This is a genomic window from Bilifractor sp. LCP19S3_H10 (assembly GCF_052119185.1).
In the GTDB taxonomy this organism is placed as follows: domain Bacteria; phylum Bacillota; class Clostridia; order Lachnospirales; family Lachnospiraceae; genus Bilifractor.
This window is the reverse complement of record NZ_JBQKFT010000003.1, coordinates 39061-55505: the sequence shown is the minus strand read 5'-3', so window position 1 is coordinate 55505 and position 16445 is coordinate 39061. Positions and strand designations below refer to the sequence as shown.

Sequence of the window (16445 nt, the reverse complement as noted above, 5' to 3'; positions counted from 1 at the left end):
GTAATTAGTGAATGGATATATTAGAAATTGCCAAGAACGTTTTTAAAATTGCGCAGGCTTCGGATAATATTGAACTACAGAGGCAGATACTGGAAATTCAGGAGCAGGCAATGTTGTTGCAACAGAAAAACTATGAACTGCAAAATGAGCTGAATATTCTCAAACATCAGCAGGAAATTGAGGAAAAAATCGAACGCCACCCTGATCCATATATTACGCTCAAAGATGATCCACAGCATATTGCATACTGTGCAACATGCTGGGCGACAAAGCATCAGTTGATCCAGATGTGGCACAATGGAAAAGGAATTTTAAATTGTCCTTCATGCAAAAGTGGATTTTCCACAGATTATCGAGAAAAGGTTGATCATCTGTCACCGAGGGGGAAAATAGGGTAATACAAAAAGCTCCAACAGAGATTTAGCATCTCTGATGGAGCTTTTTTCAGTCTTTCTGATAAAACATGCATTCATACCCGTCTGCCCGCAGTAGCAGGCCCGGCATCCAATCCGGCGTCTGCCCCATGATATCGCAGATCTCCTGCATGTTTGTTTCCTTTGGAACTTCGATGATGAGCTCATCATGGACATGACCGACGATGAAGCGATCCCGGAGGTTCTTCATGGCAAAGCACAGAATGTCCCGGGCTACACCCTGAACGATGTTCTCGACGAACTTCGGACCGTAGCTTTCAATCCTGGACCAATGCTGCTGATTGATTCCCATGTAGGTGACACAGTCATTCCCGAACTGATTCTGGCCGATCCGGGGCTGCACGTAAGAGAGCCGCCTTCCAGACGGCAGCTTGATAAACAGCATCCCGGATTGGTAGTAGATATAGACAGATCCGACCTGAGATGGAAGATGAAGTCTCACTGCCTTCATGACTGCTGCATCGACATTCCACCAGTATTTCACGATGTGTGGATTTGCTTCCCGCCATGCTGTGACGATCGGTTGCAACTCTTCTTCTTTCAGGCCCATGTCAAGAGCGCCCATCGCTTTGAGAGCACCGACGCTGCCGCCATATCCACAGGCCAGCGTCGCGATCTTACCCTTTTGTCGGAGCTCGCCATTGATGCCGTGTTTTACGACCGGCTTATGAAACATGGCGGATGCCGTTGCACAGTACAGGTCTTCGCCCCTGGCAAAGGACTCGATCGTATGCTTCTCCCCGGCAAGGTAGGCAAGGACCCGGGCCTCGATGGAAGAGTAGTCGGAAACGACAAACTTCATCCCCGGCTTTGGAATGAAAGCAGTGCGGATCAGCTCGGAGAGAACCTGCGGCACATTGTCATAGAGCGTTTCAAGTGCAGCATAGTTATTCTGCCTAACAAGGTTTCTGGCCTGTTCCAGATCCGGCAGATGGTTCTGGGGGAGGTTTTGCAATTGCACGATCCGCCCGGCAAACCGGCCAGAGCGATTTGCACCATAGAACTGGAACATTCCGCGGCAGCGGTGATCAAGGCACATGGCATTTTGCATCGCCTGATACTTTTTCACGGAGCTCTTTGCCAGCATCTGGCGGAACCGAAGAACCCGCTTCACATAATCTGGGATATCCTTTTGTAGCAATGCGGACACTTCCTTTTTACCAAGAGAGTCTATATGGACACCATTCTTTGCAAGCCAATCTTTCATCTGGGCGACAGAGTTCGGGTTCTCAAGACCGGTCAGCCGCTGGAGCTTTTTCATCAGATCGGTTTTTGTCAGCGCATCGATCTTGATGGCGTTCTCGACGACCGCAATATCACAAAGGATGCCTCGGTCATTGATCGTCTGATCAATGTGGTATTCATCCCATACAGAGTCTGGAACCGGATAGTTCCGGAGGCGGTGCTGGATCTGCATTTCCACTTCAACATCACGCTGGTTGTATTTCTTGAAAAGAGCCCATTTGTCAGGTGCATCAGAAGGCAGGTTTCTGGTCCTGCCTCCATTTACTTTTGTCGGCTTACAAGGAGAGCAGAAGTAGCGAATGAGATCTTTGCCTTCCTTCATCTTCTGCTGTTCAAATCCAAGGACTGTGCCGATCATCTCAAGAGAGAGGGGCAGGCCATTGTAGGCCCCCCAGATCCGGGAGCACTTCCAGCCGGTTGGATCCAGGTATCCCTTGACGGAATCGTCTGGCGCTCCGTAGCCTTTGAAGAATCCCGGGTGATGCCTGCGCAACCAGACCGATAAACAGACGCGCTCAAAGGAAGCATTGTACGCCCACTTTTCCACGCTGTTATCCGTCAATGCTTCGAGGATCTCATCCGGCGGTTCCTCGTCAGAGGCGATGTCGTAGACCGTTACCGGACCGTCATTTACAGAAACGCCAAACAGCAGGATCGCAAATTCCGGGCTTTCCGAGTAACGATATACACCACATTTCTTCAGATCCTCGGGACTATATGTTTCAAGATCAATTGAGAGCTTCCTAATATTGTCCATGTTTGATCTCCTTATTCTGAAAGGAGCCCCGGTGGGGTACCGAGGCTCAAACTTGTTGTCAATCATTTACTCTTTGTTTGATTTGTCATTAGGACAGGAAGTCATCATCTCCATCATCGTCCAGTCCGGCGAATTCGGTCTCTGCATTGACATGTCCACCAAGCGGATCACCGTCGCGAAGCTTCTGCAAAGCGTTCAGACCGCAGGCAATTCCCTTGTTGCCATTCGAGTTGAAGGCGTAGAAATTGATGGATGCTCTTCCATAGATCCCAGAGTAGAGTTCTGAAGTATCAAGGATGATATTGTTGTTCGAATCCACAACGCCAGGTTTATTGGAGCTGTTGGCGTTCACAAAGTAGGCATTCGCATAGGCTTCATCATCCGGACGTTCCTTGTCACCGTCACGCAGCGGAATCTTCAGGGTATCAAGAGCTGGTACGGACTTGCCGTTGCCACGGAGCTTTGCCTGACCATCCTCATAGGCTGCCTTGATTGCTGCTTTAATCTTCTGGATGGTGATGGTATCGGACTTCGGGATGATGAGAGATACCGAGTATTTCGCAGCACCTCCGTTGATTGACTTCGGCTCGTTTACATTGAGATAGCTGAAACGAGTGTTCTTGCCAGTAATGACTTTCATGGGATTCTTCATAGACATAATATTTTTTCCTCCATTTATTCGTTGTCTTTGAAATCATTAATCGCAGTATGGTATTCGGGACGCTTATCACTGTCACAGACCAATACCGGTTTTCCGGGCGGCTTGTAGATCAGACTGCTCAGAAGTTCGTTGAACTTTTTCTTCCCAAGCTCAGAGGTCATCGCTGTGATGCCTTTGAGCTTCTTTTCATAAGGATCGAAGCCAGCAGCCTCCACGACTTCGGCAACCTTGCCTTCATCGCTGTACTTTCTCGTGCTTCGACCCTCCACGACCTTGTATCCGTCGTAGTGTTTTCCTGCCAGCGCCTGCTCCAGTGCGTAGTCCTTCACGTCGCCTGCCCATGAGACGAGATGGTCAGCTTTTGCCAGGATCTCGGCGATCTCTTCATCTGAGAGAAGATCCGGATCGCTGAACTCGAACTTTGCAAGCTCCATGTTGTAGGAAGCACGCTCCCGGCAGGTTGCCTTTACCTTGCAGAACTGACAATGCGGCCCTGCGTGGAAGTCTCCTTCGCCGGTGTAGGCAAGTTTGGCTGCCGGAACCAGCACGGTGTCGGCCCAGGTCAAGAGATCCGAGAGAGACATCTCATAGGTTTCAACGTGCTCGCGTCTTGGCTGATAGATGGAGAGTTTCACGGTCTGGATGTCATACAGATCACCGAAGGCATCGTAGGCACCAAGCGCATAGCACATGAGCTGTGTGTTTTTCTCTGCGCTCACAACCACGCCGACGCCATACTTGAAATCACAGATATGAATCAGTCCATCTGCGACGATGACACAGTCACCGGTACCGAAGCCCTCCGGCACCCAGCGGGAGAAGTTGAGCCGCTGCTCGACCGCCACAAAGGGATCCGGGCAGAGCTTTTTGGCTTCTTCGACCTGTTCCATGATGAAGTCCCGGTAGCCTTCTGCTGCGGACTGCATCTCGGCATCGTAGAAGGTGAGATCTTCTGTGGGATCCCGCGTCTTTCTGCCGAGTGCTTTTAATAAGAGGTGCTCACAGAGACTGTGTGCATCGGTTCCCTGCTCTGCATAGGGACTGGACTCATTCGGCATCCTTGCACAAAGCTCAGCGGAAGGAGTGCAGGCAATCCAGCGTGCACTTGAGGAAGCAGAGAGGTATGCGTGCTTAGCCATCCAGTGCCTCCGCTTCCTTTACGACAGCGGCATACTCGCTCTCCGGAAGGGCACTGAGCTTTTTAACTCCATGTGCCTCGAGGATTGCTTTTACCTTGTCGGTGTATCCCTTGCGGGACTTGTCAGCGAGGATCTTACGGACGTCCGACATCTCATATACTGGTGCAGCCGGTTCTGCAGGAGCTTCTTTCGTAGTAGGAACATCCTGAACCGGTTCCTGCTTCGGAGCTTCCTCAGAAATGGATTCTTTGGTCGTTTCTGCTGAAATAGCAGGTTTCACTTCATCATTAACAGAAGGTTTATCTTCCAGTTCATCCGCGAGAGCAGTGAAGTCGCTGCCGATTCTGCGGAGCCCTTCAATCAGAAGAGCCATGTCTTTCTTCTTTGCCATATGCTTTGTTCCTTTCTTGTCATTTGGTTCAATTCTTACCCGGTGAGCCCGGGCCTCGCTCTTGCTCTGTGCATGCCCACCCTCCTTGTCAGCTTTTGGCTATTTCCTTCAGTCCGATACGGACACGAGCCAGGGCTTTTTGTGTTCCGTTCAGAAAATTTTTTTTGAAGTTCTAACCACGCTTGCCCTTGCAATCTGTAACGGACACAAGGAAGGCGATTTTGTGTTCAGAAAAGAAAAAAAGTTCCGGGTTGCTTTCCACACATGAATAAGGAAGCAATCCGGATTTTTTTAATTTTTTCTGTTGAGTCACACAAAAAAAGCCTCGTCGTGTCCGTAGAGGGGTAGAGGGCAGAAAGCCTGATTTTGAATGAAGGTGAGGTGGTGACGTATGAATGAGATGAGAAATGCGGAAGGCTATAAAGACCCGACAGCCGGGGAAGCAATCCGCAGGGCATCAAAAAGCAGATACAGACCGATGGTCTATGTCTGCTCACCATATTCCGGGGACATCGAGGGCAACACAGAGAGGGCAAGGAGATACAGCCGCTACGCTGTGGACCAAGGGATGATTCCCATTGCTCCGCATCTTTTGCTTCCGCAGTATATGACGGAGGACGAGAGAGATCTTGCGCTGTTCATGGACATTGCGATCCTCTCCAAGTGCGCAGAGCTCTGGGTCTTTGGAGACAGAATCACAGAAGGGATGGAAAAAGAAATCAGCTACGCCCGGTCAAAGGGCATGAAGACGCGTTATATCGCAGAGGAGAAATTGATATGTACGAAGTAAAGGAAGATATTCTGACAGCAACCAGCAAGAAGACGGATCGCACGCATCTGATTCCGCTCTACAGCAGAGAGGTGATGGACGGTGACTCGCTCTATACGGTGTCTGCCGGAACCAGTGGAACGATAGTTGGCGAGGACGACGATACGAGAACCATCATTGAACTCTGCAATCCGGTAGGCTACGGACTCTTCCGTCTCCACAAAGACGAGGATGGAGATGGCTGCGGCGTCTCGATCACAGCCATTGGTGATGATGATCTGCGCTGCCTCATTAAGGCCCTGAAGTTTGCCACCAAGGTTCTGGAAGAGGAGGCCCTTGAGATCAATGACTAAGATGCATCTTTACACCGCAGCCTGCACGGGCAATGCGAAAAATTGCAGGTATCCCAATGAAGTGGCTGTAAGCTCGGAGGAATCCCTCCGGGCGGCGGTCTCCAAGGACCATGTCTGCGCCAAGTACAAGAACAGCTATCGCAGCAATGACAACTTCCTCTTAGCGGACTGCATCGTGATGGACTGTGATAATGACCACTCTGATGATTCGAAGGATTGGATCACACCGGGGGCTTTGGCAGAGGAACTCTCAGATGTGGATTTTGGTATCACCGAGAGCCGTCACAATAACCTGCCGAAGGATGGAAAGAGTGCGCGGCCCAGGTTTCACATTTATATGCGGACCCGGGAGTACAAAGACCCACAGGTCTATACCGCTCTAAAACATGCGGTGCAGGAACGCTACCCGTTCTTTGACGACAATGCGCTCGATGCTGGGAGATTTGTTTTTGGATCCAATTCTCCCAAGGTCATCTGGCATGAAGGTGGTAAGACAATCGAGGAATTTATGGAAGCAGAGGACTCTATGGCAAGAGCCGCTGACGAGATTCCTGCTGGCAAGCGAAATGCGACCATGAGCCGGTTTGCCGGGAAGGTGGTAAAGCGGTACGGGCACAGTGACGCAGCGCACGCGATCTTTTTGGAAGAGGCAGCCAAGTGCAATCCTCCGCTTTCGGATGAGGAGCTTGGCAAGATCTGGAATTCTGCAAAGAAGTGGGAGAAGAAGGTGGCAAGTCAGCCGGGATATATCCCTCCGGAGAAGTACAACTCTGCGTTACCCAAAGGACCTGCAGGAAGTCTTAAGCCGGAGGACTACTCAGACATCGGGCAGGCGAAGGTGCTCTCCAATGAGTACGGTGATGTTCTCCGGTTCTGCGAGCAGACAGGATTTCTCTGCTACGACGGAACGGTCTGGGAAACATCGGTTTCTGCGGCGGTTGGAGCCACGGAAGAATTCCTGGACCTTCAGCTTGCCGATGCAGAGCTTTTAATGTTCCAGACAAAGCAGGCTCTTTTGAATGCTGGTGTTTCGGGAGATTTGATCGGTAATACCAAGAAGGCGGCTAAGGACCTGAGTGGAAATCTGCTGGAACTTTTGAATGCCCATATACGTGCACAGAACTACCACACTTTTGTGATGCAGCGGAGAAACATGCGGTACGTCAACTCTGCCATGCAGGCGGCTCAGCCCATGGTGCATGTGAAATATGAGGACTTGGATCATGATCCCTATCTTCTGAACACACCGGGAGCCACCTATGATCTGCGTCATGGCCTTGCCGGACGTCGTGAACACAAAGCTGGCGATTACCTGACAAAGGTGACGCTTTGCGATCCGGGAGAGAAAGGAAAAGATCTCTGGGAGGATACCCTGCAGAAGACCTTTCTCGGTGATCAGGAACTGATCGACTATGTGCAGATGGTCATGGGGCTTGCTGCAATTGGACACGTATATATCGAAGCACTCTACATTGCCGTTGGTGGTGGAAAGAATGGAAAAAGTACGTTCTTCAACAGCATCGCGCATGTCCTTGGAAGTTATGCCGGGTCCATCTCTGCGGACACTCTGACCGTTGGCGTACGTCGGAACACGAAGTGGGAGATTACAGAACTGAAAGGCAAGCGGCTGGCAATTGCGGCAGAGCTGGAAGAAGGACAGAGACTTTCTACTTCTATTCTGAAGCAGATCACATCGACCGATCCGATTCAGGGCGAGAAGAAGTTCAAGGACCCGGGAGAGTTTATTCCCTCTCATACAGTGGTTCTTTATACCAATCACCTGCCAAGAGTCGGGGCAACCGATGATGGAACCTGGCGGAGACTCATTGTGCTGCCTTTCCATGCCAAGTTTACGGGCAAGAGTGATGTAAAGAATTATGCCGATGTGCTTGTTAAAAACGCCGGGCCCGCGATTCTTTCCTGGGTAATTGAAGGTGCCGAGAAGGTGATCGCTGCCGGTTTCCACCTGAAGCGACCAGGTGTTGTTCAGAAGGCTATTGATGACTACAAGGCAGAGAACGACTGGATGTCTCATTTCATGGATGAATGCTGTGAACTTGGTGATGCCTTCACAGAAAAATCCGGAGAATTGTATGACACGTATCGGACGTACTGTGACCGCGTCGGAGAGTTCATCCGGAACAAAGCTGAGTTTTATGCAGAGCTGAAGAACCGTGGCATCACGAGTAAGCGTACCAAGAAGGGCGTGCTGATTCGTGGAATTCGTCTGAAAACGGACTTCATGGACTGAAAAAGGTGTAGGTCGGTGCAGTGCGGTGTAGATTGGCAAATTGACCAGAGGGTCTGGAAATGCTGATAAACACTGGGCTTCTGGCAAAGGGTGTAGATGGTGCAGATACCTAACCCACTATGACGTAATAGCAAAAAAAATAATTGATATTAGAAAAGGGTATATAGGGTATCTTCACAATCTACACCCTCTGATTTTTTTTGCCAGACATCATTCGTGATGGATAAGCAGGAGAAGAAATGGAAGGAGAAACAGTATGACATTTTACACATACATGGTTCGGAAGCACATCAAAGAGGATTCACCAATGGGTGATCTCGCCAAGGACATGAGGGAAGACAGGGATCGGTTTCCAAGAAACAGCACAGTCAAACTTAGCGGTTGGCATGATTCGATTCTGAATTATCTTTACGACTGCGGTGCCTGCAGCGGATGCATTGATGCCTTTGAAGAGGCGTGGAAGGAGTATGCCAAATGGCTGAAAAGCAAATCGAGCAAAGTCTTGTCACAGCCGTAAGAGAAGCAGGCGGATGGTGTCCGAAGTTTATCTCACCGGGACTCAATGGGATGCCAGATCGGATCGTTCTGATGCCCGGAGGACGCATCGCTTTTGTTGAGGTGAAGGCACCCGGAAAGAAACCGAGAAAGCTGCAGATCCGAAGACACATACGCCTTCGGAATCTTGGCTTTCAGGTTTTCGTTCTAGATGATCCAAAGGAGATACCGGACATCATGACTGCGATACAGGAAGGAGACAGATGATGGAAGAGGCAACGATGGAATTAAAAAGATCCGACTTACATGACTATCAAGATTACTGTGTGGAGTTTGTTGAGAACCATCCGGAGGCGATGCTGATCCTTCAGATGGGCCTCGGAAAAACGATCATCAGTCTTACTGCCATTTGGGATTTGATGTTTGATTCCTTCGATGTTCATAAAACGCTGGTGATTGCACCTCTTCGCGTTGCCCGGGATGTCTGGCCGGAAGAAAAAGACCTCTGGACTCACACAAAGGATATACAGATGTCGGTCATTATTGGCAGCTGCAAAGAGCGAGTAAGGGCACTTCGAGCAGATGCTGACGTTTATGTGGTCAACCGGGAAAATGTGAAATGGCTATCTGACTGGTTGGAACAGCACAAGATCCCATGGCCCTTTGACTGTGTCGTGGTGGATGAACTTAGCTCTTTCAAGAATTATAAGAGCCAGCGCTATAAGGCACTCCGGAAAGCACGTCCCCACATCAAGCGGATCTGGGGCTTAACCGGAACGCCTGCAAGTAATGGCCTTCTGGACCTTTGGGGAGAGGTTGCCATTATTGATCAGGGCAAGCGCCTCGGAAGGTTCATCGGAAGATACCGGGAATCGTTCTTCCGGCCCGGCGGTATGAATCCTTACACCGGAGTGGTTTATAACTATGTGCCGCTGCCCGGCGCAGAGGAAGCCATTTACAAGAAGATCGGAGATATCTCTGTTTCCATGAAAGCAAAAGACTTTCTGCCGGATCTGCCAAAATGCCTGACAGTCAACCATACGGTTGAGATGAGCCCGGAAGAAAAGAAACTCTACGATGAATTGAAGAAAGAGCTGGTTCTTACAATTGATGGGAATGAAGTGGACGCTGCCAATGCGGCGGTTCTTTCCGGAAGACTTCTGGAGATGGCAAACGGAGCTGTCTACAACGAGAATCATGAGGTGATCCGGATCCATGACCGAAAGCTCGAGATGCTGTCGGATCTGATCGAAGAAGCAGTCGGGCAGAACGTTTTGATTGCCTATTGGTATCAGCATGATCGTAGTCGGATCATCGAATACCTGAAGGAGAAGGAGATCACGGTACGAGATCTGAAAACCTCGGAGGATGTCTCCGATTGGAATGCCGGAAAGATTCCGGTCGCTCTGATTTCTCCAGCATCTGCCGGACACGGACTCAACCTCCAGCATGGCGGTCATATCCTGATCTGGTTCTCCCTTTGCTGGTCTTTGGAGATGCGGCAGCAAACAGACGCGAGACTCAACCGTCAAGGCCAGACCGAGGTTGTAACCATTCATAACATCGTGACGAAGGACACGATTGATGAAGACGTGCTAAAAGCGCTGGAAGATAAGAACTCCACACAGGAGAACCTGATCCGGGCGGTACAGGCTCGTCTGAAATAAGCCAATCAGAGTCAACAACAGAAAATCAATGACAAACATATGCCAATCCGAGGAACAGAAATGAAGCATTTCAAGGAGACTGCATATGAACAAAAATTTTGGTTCCGATCCGTATCAGAATCTTGCCAATGCCATCGTGGCACAGGCGGCACAGGACTATTTGTCGGCACTTAAGAGACTGAAGAAGAATTCAAGAAACAGGACGGCTATGGATGAAGCCATGCAGCTGGAGAAGTTCTTCCATTCTGGCTGGTATGAAATTCTGACTGACGTTGATCCAGATTATCTGATCCGTAAGCTGAGAGAGAAGGTGGCAGCATGACACCAAAGGCATATCTCAATCAGGCATACCGGTTGGAGCAGCGGATCCGGTTGCATCAGGAAGAACTGGAGAATTTAAGGATGCTGGCTTCTTCTGTTGGCAGTCCCGGATTTGAGGAGCATTACAATCCCAACCGTCCAAACGATGCACCATTCGTAAAAACGCTGGATCGAATCTGGGAAAAGGAGAAGAAAGTGAATGAAGAGCTTTGTCTTCTCCTGCAGCTGAAAGACGAGATCCAGTCTGTGATCGATCAGGTCGACAACATGGATGAGCGGCTGATTCTTACCTATCGGTATTTGAAGAACTATACCTGGATGCGGATTGGTGATGAGCTTTCTGCCGATGAACGCACGATCCGCAGATGGCACAGCAGAGCATTGTCCCATGTGAAGGTGCCAAAAAATCCTACGATGATTTAAATGCGCCGAAAATGTCCGCAAATGTCCGGGTGCCATATGTGATATGGTATAGTCAGCGAAGAAAGATAAAATGAAGCCTCGAAGGATAAAACCTCCGGGGCTTTTTACGTGGGAGAAATCAGGAGCGGAGGTGACGGACATGCCATACAAACCGAAGGTTCCCTGCAGGCATCCCGGCTGTCCGAATCTCGTGCCCGCCGGACAAAAGTACTGCGAGGAACACAAGAGGATGCACCCGGAAGAGAATCGGACTGCTGCAGCGCGAGGATACAACAGCCGCTGGAGACGGGAGAGCAAGAAGTTCTTAGCGCTCCACCCTCTTTGTGAGGAGTGTTTTCGACATGGCATCGCAACGCCTGCGACGGTTGTGGACCATATCGTTCCACACCGAGGAGACCCGAAGCTCTTCTGGGACAGATCGAACTGGCAGGCACTGTGTAAGAAGTGCCACGATAAAAAGACCGGAAGAGAGGACAGCAATCCGACGTATCGGTACTGAAAGCGTGGAGGCGGGGGAGGTCATAATCCTGAAAACGAGAGGCACAGAAGACCGGCGCCCCCTCTTGCGTTGATTTCCGCGAAATTGATACCCCGGGGTCGGAGGCTTTGGGCGACATCCCCAGAAACGTACATATCGTGTGAAAAAGCCGCATAGAATGCGGATTTGTTTGAAAAACTGATAACTTTTACAGGCAGTGTTGGAGCTAGATCCACCACTGCTTTTTTCATGCCCGGAAGTCCTTTGTTTTTAAGGCCTCGGGCATTTTTGCGGACAGGAGAACAGTATGGAAGACATCGAAAGCAAGCAGGATCTTTCCTTGTTCGTCGTGTCCTGCGCGAAGCGGTTCTGTCCGGAGTGTGGGAAGCCGATCGAAGGAAATCGGCGAGGCAGGCCCAGGTGCTTCTGCAGCAACCGCTGCCGCTGGGCATTCAACAAGAGGATGGAACGGGAAAGGAGAAGAGAACGTGAAGACAGCAACGCTAAAAACAATACCGGTGACGGAACTGAAACCGGCGGCTTACAACCCGAGAAAGAAACTGAAGCCGGGCGATAAGGAATATGAGAAGATCAAGAACTCCATTCAGGAATTTGGCTTTGCGGATCCTTTGGTTGTGAATGCCGATATGACAATCATCGGAGGACATCAGCGTTTGACGGTAGCAAAGGATCTCGGTTACACAGAGGTCCCCTGCGCAGTCGTTGACATCGATAAGACCAGAGAGAAGGCACTGAATATTGCGCTCAACAAGATCACGGGCGCATGGGATGACAACATGCTCGCAGAACTCCTGAAAGATCTTGAAGCAGCGGACTTCAACACGGCGCTCACCGGATTTGAGCCTCCGGAGATGGAGCAGCTTTTCAATAAGGTCTGTGATAAAGAGGTGGAAGAAGATAGCTTTGATGTGGATGAGGAACTTAAGAAGCCGACCATGAGTAAGCCCGGTGATATGTGGTTTCTTGGAAAGCACAAAGTCTTCTGTGGGGATTCCACCAATGAAGAGAACTATGTTGCTTTGATGGATGGTCAGAAGGCAAATCTGGTGCTGACCGATCCTCCGTATAACGTAGACGTTGAAGAAACAGCAGGCAAGATCCTGAATGACAACATGGCCGACGAGGATTTCTACAAGTTTCTGCTTTCTGCTTATACTTGCATGCATGATAACCTCGCCGATGACGGCTCCATCTACGTATTCCATGCAGATACGGAGGGGCTGAACTTCCGCAGGGCATTTGTGGATGCAGGCTTCTACCTTTCCGGCTGCTGCATCTGGAAAAAGAATGCACTGGTTCTGGGACGCTCTCCCTACCAGTGGCAGCATGAACCGTGCCTATTTGGCTGGAAGAAGGGTGGAAGGCATGAGTGGTACTCGGACCGGAAGCAGACCACCATCTGGGAGTACGACCGTCCGAAAGCTTCCAAGGATCATCCGACGATGAAGCCGGTGCAGCTGATGGCGTATCCGATCCGGAACTCTTCGATGACAAACGGAATCGTTCTGGATCCCTTCCTCGGATCCGGATCCACTCTGATCGCCTGCTGCGAAACAGATCGGATTTGCAGAGGCATCGAGCTGGACCCGAAGTATGTCGACGTTATCGTGAAAAGATATATCGAACACGAAGATGGAAAAACGCAAGATGTATATGTGGTGCGTGATGGTCAGAAGCTCACATTTGAAGAGGCTGCTGCGGATGTCGGACAGGACGAATCCTGATGAAGACCAAAGATTGCCTGCTGGACTCGTCTGTTTCCTTCAATGTTGAGACCTGATTTTTGTTCAGATTTATCTGTCAAATTGAGTTGCTATTCCAGCCCGTCAGAGTGATGTATGTGTTACCGGAATGAACCGGAGCATCGAAAAGGAGGCAAGAAAATGCTGAGATTTGAAAAAAGTACATCGGAACGAAAAGAGCTGGTGACGCGTTTAGGGGAGCTGACCGGGGAGAAACCGCATTATACGGCAGCACCGCGGATGGCATACGAAATCGGTGACTGGACGGTCGAGCGGGATGGAACCCTCACGGTAGAGGATGACAAAGCCGATGAAGCGACTCTTCAGACGCTTGATGCAGAAGGCCTGATCCAGTTGCCGAATACGGAAGACGAACCGGAGCAACTGAAAGTGGAGATCGCCTTGCCGCTGAAAGGACACAACGGATGTACCCTTCGAAATTTGATTAATCTCATCTATCAGAGAGCAAGCCTGATCAACAAAGCGACTGGCGGGCACTTCTATGTAGACATCGATCTTGTGAATGCACTGAAAGGAGCGGACGACCTAACGCTGGAGAAGGCGCTCGAGATTCTCTCGGATCATCGGGATGAGATGATTGGTATTAAGGTAGAAGATGAGAAGATTTCCTTTACCGGGTTCCCAGAGCTTGCGGATTCTGAAACGATCCATGCATACATAGAACTTTCTTCCTTCATGAATAAACAGGCCTTGGAACAGAAGAGAATTTATCCGAAGTATGTCGATGAAGAGAGTGAAAAATATGCTTTCCGCATTTGGCTGACACGCCTTGGGATGAATGGAGCAGAGTTCAAGACGACACGAAAAATATTGATGAAGAACCTTTCCGGATACGCTGCCTTTCCGAATGAGGAGGCGGCCAGAAAGTTTTACCAGAGGCAGAAAGCTAAACGTGAAGTAGAAAAGGAAGCACAGGCCGGATCTTCCGTCGAATCCGAAACGAGCAATCCAGAAGGAAAGGAAGCAGAACATGAGATTTCCAAATGATGAGGTACTAAAAAGACTGCGTGAATGTTATCCTGCAGGATCTCGGGTGGAACTTTTGGAGATGGACGACATCCAGGCACCGCCAATCGGCACAAAAGGAACTGTCTATGGTGTCGATGACACGGGATCCTTGCTCGTCCACTGGGATAACGGTTCAGGACTAAGCGTGATCTATGGCGAGGACATCGTGCGGAAGGTGGTGGACTGATATGGATGAGAAGATCAAGAAACAGATTATTGCGATTCGAGACAGCGGCCTTACGAACATGTTCGACCTGCCCTACGTGCAGCGCCTCGCCTTCGACCGGAATTACTACGATCTGGTGCTCTTTATTGAGGAGCACCGGGACGAATACGTCCGCTTTATTCTCCATGGAGATGTCAGATAAGCACAGGATTTTCGGTACATTTTTGTGCAGGTTATGAGGCTCATTTCCTTGCTATATATCGCCTGCAGAGTGATATATGTACATGCCAAAGGAAAAGGCAAACAAGCACAAAGCAAGGAGGACAAAGCCATGACGAACATTTTTGAAGAAACCTACAACACCATCGCAGAAGCAAAGAAAGCCTACAAGGCAGCCACCACAGCAGAGGAGAGGGACGCCGCAAGGGATACGGCGAAGGCAGCCGAGGACAGGATCGACGAGCTAGGCGACATTGCATGGAAGATCTGGAGAGCCTACGAGAAATCAAGGGACAACGAGAACAAGATCCTCGACTTCGACGACATCATCTGGGACAGGGATGTGGAAGCCCTCACCGCCTGCATGAAGGAGAACGGCATCAAGGCCTTCACCTACTCCTGCAGGGCAACGGATGCAATCGAAACCTTATGGCTTTTTAAAGAGGCAGGCTGCACGATCGGCGAGATGGTTGAGGTCAACCTCCGGAAGGACTTTTTCGGCAAAGGCTACGAAAAGGGCCACGCCTTCAAGATGATCCTGAATTAAGGGAATTGGGAGGGCCCTGAAGAGGGGCCTTCCACTTCTGGAACACGAAAAGGAGACGAAGGCCATGACAAGACAGAAAAAGGAAATCCTGAAGAAGATTGACGAAATCGAAACATTTATTGCCGTCGATGATGAGCTTGGATGCGGAATGGCGCCTCCCGGTGCTTACGATTCTTTGTACGAGGAAGAGAACCGGCTCTGGGAAGAACTAGCGCACTTAAGCCATTACCCGGATGCCATATCGATGCAGATGGATCCGAGAGGCATCGCCGGAGCGGAGGTGCCATTCAAGTAAAAAGAATCGGGAACGGAGCCCTTATGAAAGGCCCTGTTCCTCGTACAAATACACACAATTTCTTCCGCTGATCTTTGTCACATATATGCGTTGGTTCTCCTTGCTTTATATCCGGCGCAGAGTGATATATGTACATGCCAAAGGAAAAGGGCACACAAAAGAAACGGAGGAAAAAGACCATGTGGAAAAAAGGAAGCATTAAGATCGAGAACCAGATATTCACCTACTGCGCAAAGGTATACGGAGAGCCTAGCGAGGACTACGGCATCGAAGGCGGCAAGATCAGCAAGCTTGAGATTCGCCTCGGAGACTTCCCGGTTGCAAGATACGACAGAGGCTGGGACATCGAGCCGGAGACAGAAAACGCGCAGCTTGCGCTTCTTATCATCCTGTACGATCTAAACTGACAAGAAGGCGCTGAACAGAAAGCAAATAAGTTAAATCCGGGAGGAGAGCCACACGGCTCTTTCTCTCGTTCGCATATACCGCATTACACATACACCACATGGGACAGGATCGCTTCGGCGGTCCTTTTTTGATGGACAGAAAGGAGGTGTTTCCTATGGCAACCAGAGGAAGAAAGCCAACTCCGACGGCAATCAAGGAGCTGGAAGGAAATCCCGGGAAAAGAAAACTGAATGAGAATGAGCCAAAGCCAGAGCGGAAAGCACCTGCCTGTCCGAAGTGGCTCGATAAGGATGCCAGAAAGGAATGGCACAGGCTGGCAAAGAAGATGGAAGCCATTGGTGTTCTTACGGAGGTTGATATGGCTGCCTTTGCTGCATACTGCCAGTCCTATGCGAGATGGAAGGAAGCCGAGGAGTTTATCACCGAGCACGGCACTCTTGTCCGGACACCTTCTGGCTACTGGCAACAGGTCCCGCAGGTCTCCATCGCGCAGACCTACATGAAGCAGATGGGAAAGTTCGCGACCGAGTTCGGTCTGACTCCGGCATCAAGGTCAAGGTTGATCGCGGATGCCGGGAAGGCAACGCCGGAAGATGAGATGGAGGAACTCTTGGGAGGTGATCCTTGATGGAGG

The 16445-nt window shown here is 50.1% G+C and carries 22 protein-coding genes; 18 read left to right on the top strand and 4 right to left on the bottom strand.

The window, feature by feature from the left end:
* Positions 1–11: 11 nt before the first annotated feature.
* Entirely contained in the window at positions 12–398 is a 387-nt protein-coding gene (locus ACTQZS_RS03490) for a hypothetical protein (protein ID WP_441474607.1), read from the top strand.
* A 46-nt stretch (positions 399–444) separates the two neighbouring features.
* On the opposite strand, the gene ACTQZS_RS03485 is transcribed toward ACTQZS_RS03490, so the two are convergent.
* The 4 genes from ACTQZS_RS03485 to ACTQZS_RS03470 all read right to left on the bottom strand — a co-directional run bounded on the left by ACTQZS_RS03485 (position 445) and on the right by ACTQZS_RS03470 (position 4627).
* A complete protein-coding gene (locus ACTQZS_RS03485) occupies positions 445–2436 on the bottom strand; it encodes a DNA polymerase (protein ID WP_441474606.1) in 1992 nt (663 codons plus the stop codon).
* 88 nt (positions 2437–2524) lie between these two features.
* Positions 2525–3094: a DUF2815 family protein gene (locus ACTQZS_RS03480; protein WP_277674698.1), complete on the bottom strand. Its 570-nt coding sequence runs from the start codon at positions 3092–3094 to the stop codon at positions 2525–2527.
* 17 nt (positions 3095–3111) lie between these two features.
* Entirely contained in the window at positions 3112–4236 is a 1125-nt protein-coding gene (locus ACTQZS_RS03475; protein WP_441474605.1) for a DUF2800 domain-containing protein, read from the bottom strand.
* Complete coding sequence (locus ACTQZS_RS03470) at positions 4229–4627, bottom strand: hypothetical protein (protein WP_441474604.1); 399 nt, start codon at positions 4625–4627, stop codon at positions 4229–4231. The genes ACTQZS_RS03475 and ACTQZS_RS03470 overlap by 8 nt, the downstream gene beginning before the upstream one ends.
* Before the next feature lie 391 nt (positions 4628–5018).
* Between ACTQZS_RS03470 and ACTQZS_RS03465 the strand changes: the two genes are divergently transcribed.
* The 17 genes from ACTQZS_RS03465 (at position 5019) to ACTQZS_RS03385 (ending at position 16439) form a co-directional block, all read left to right on the top strand.
* Entirely contained in the window at positions 5019–5417 is a 399-nt protein-coding gene (locus tag ACTQZS_RS03465; RefSeq protein ID WP_441099583.1) for a DUF7768 domain-containing protein, read from the top strand.
* The gene (locus ACTQZS_RS03460) at positions 5405–5749 is read left to right on the top strand and encodes a hypothetical protein (protein ID WP_441474603.1); all 345 of its coding nucleotides are present in this window, start codon (positions 5405–5407) and stop codon (positions 5747–5749) included. Before ACTQZS_RS03465 ends, ACTQZS_RS03460 begins: the two co-directional genes overlap by 13 nt.
* Positions 5742–8000, top strand: coding sequence for a phage/plasmid primase, P4 family (locus ACTQZS_RS03455; protein ID WP_441474602.1), 2259 nt, complete (start codon positions 5742–5744; stop codon positions 7998–8000). The genes ACTQZS_RS03460 and ACTQZS_RS03455 overlap by 8 nt, the downstream gene beginning before the upstream one ends.
* Before the next feature lie 256 nt (positions 8001–8256).
* The gene (locus ACTQZS_RS03450; RefSeq protein ID WP_441474601.1) at positions 8257–8517 is read left to right on the top strand and encodes a sterile alpha motif-like domain-containing protein; all 261 of its coding nucleotides are present in this window, start codon (positions 8257–8259) and stop codon (positions 8515–8517) included.
* Positions 8475–8762 (top strand): VRR-NUC domain-containing protein, encoded by a 288-nt coding sequence (locus tag ACTQZS_RS03445; protein WP_441474600.1) that lies wholly within the window; start codon positions 8475–8477, stop codon positions 8760–8762. Before ACTQZS_RS03450 ends, ACTQZS_RS03445 begins: the two co-directional genes overlap by 43 nt.
* Positions 8763–8776: 14 nt before the next feature.
* Positions 8777–10162, top strand: coding sequence for an SNF2-related protein (locus tag ACTQZS_RS03440; protein ID WP_441474599.1), 1386 nt, complete (start codon positions 8777–8779; stop codon positions 10160–10162).
* 85 nt (positions 10163–10247) lie between these two features.
* Positions 10248–10484, top strand: coding sequence for a hypothetical protein (locus tag ACTQZS_RS03435; RefSeq protein ID WP_441474598.1), 237 nt, complete (start codon positions 10248–10250; stop codon positions 10482–10484).
* The gene (locus ACTQZS_RS03430) at positions 10481–10906 is read left to right on the top strand and encodes a sigma factor-like helix-turn-helix DNA-binding protein (RefSeq protein WP_441474597.1); all 426 of its coding nucleotides are present in this window, start codon (positions 10481–10483) and stop codon (positions 10904–10906) included. Before ACTQZS_RS03435 ends, ACTQZS_RS03430 begins: the two co-directional genes overlap by 4 nt.
* Before the next feature lie 139 nt (positions 10907–11045).
* Positions 11046–11405, top strand: a complete 360-nt coding sequence (locus ACTQZS_RS03425; protein WP_441474596.1) for an HNH endonuclease — start codon at positions 11046–11048, stop codon at positions 11403–11405.
* Positions 11406–11872: 467 nt separating this feature from the next.
* Positions 11873–13129: a site-specific DNA-methyltransferase gene (locus ACTQZS_RS03420; RefSeq protein WP_441474595.1), complete on the top strand. Its 1257-nt coding sequence runs from the start codon at positions 11873–11875 to the stop codon at positions 13127–13129.
* 159 nt (positions 13130–13288) lie between these two features.
* Positions 13289–14155 carry a hypothetical protein gene (locus ACTQZS_RS03415; RefSeq protein ID WP_441474594.1) on the top strand — a complete coding sequence of 289 codons (867 nt, stop codon included), beginning with the start codon at positions 13289–13291 and terminating at the stop codon, positions 14153–14155.
* Positions 14139–14363, top strand: a complete 225-nt coding sequence (locus ACTQZS_RS03410; RefSeq protein ID WP_441474593.1) for a DUF4314 domain-containing protein — start codon at positions 14139–14141, stop codon at positions 14361–14363. The genes ACTQZS_RS03415 and ACTQZS_RS03410 overlap by 17 nt, the downstream gene beginning before the upstream one ends.
* Before the next feature lies 1 nt (position 14364).
* Positions 14365–14544, top strand: a complete 180-nt coding sequence (locus tag ACTQZS_RS03405; RefSeq protein ID WP_441474592.1) for a DUF5049 domain-containing protein — start codon at positions 14365–14367, stop codon at positions 14542–14544.
* Between the two features lie 129 nt (positions 14545–14673).
* Positions 14674–15108 (top strand): DUF7698 family protein, encoded by a 435-nt coding sequence (locus tag ACTQZS_RS03400; protein WP_441474591.1) that lies wholly within the window; start codon positions 14674–14676, stop codon positions 15106–15108.
* 64 nt (positions 15109–15172) lie between these two features.
* Positions 15173–15403 carry a hypothetical protein gene (locus tag ACTQZS_RS03395; RefSeq protein ID WP_441100587.1) on the top strand — a complete coding sequence of 77 codons (231 nt, stop codon included), beginning with the start codon at positions 15173–15175 and terminating at the stop codon, positions 15401–15403.
* A 179-nt stretch (positions 15404–15582) separates the two neighbouring features.
* Positions 15583–15810: a DUF7678 domain-containing protein gene (locus ACTQZS_RS03390; protein WP_441474590.1), complete on the top strand. Its 228-nt coding sequence runs from the start codon at positions 15583–15585 to the stop codon at positions 15808–15810.
* A gap of 155 nt (positions 15811–15965) precedes the next feature.
* Positions 15966–16439 carry a phage terminase small subunit P27 family gene (locus tag ACTQZS_RS03385; RefSeq protein ID WP_441474589.1) on the top strand — a complete coding sequence of 158 codons (474 nt, stop codon included), beginning with the start codon at positions 15966–15968 and terminating at the stop codon, positions 16437–16439.
* Positions 16440–16445: the final 6 nt, after the last annotated feature.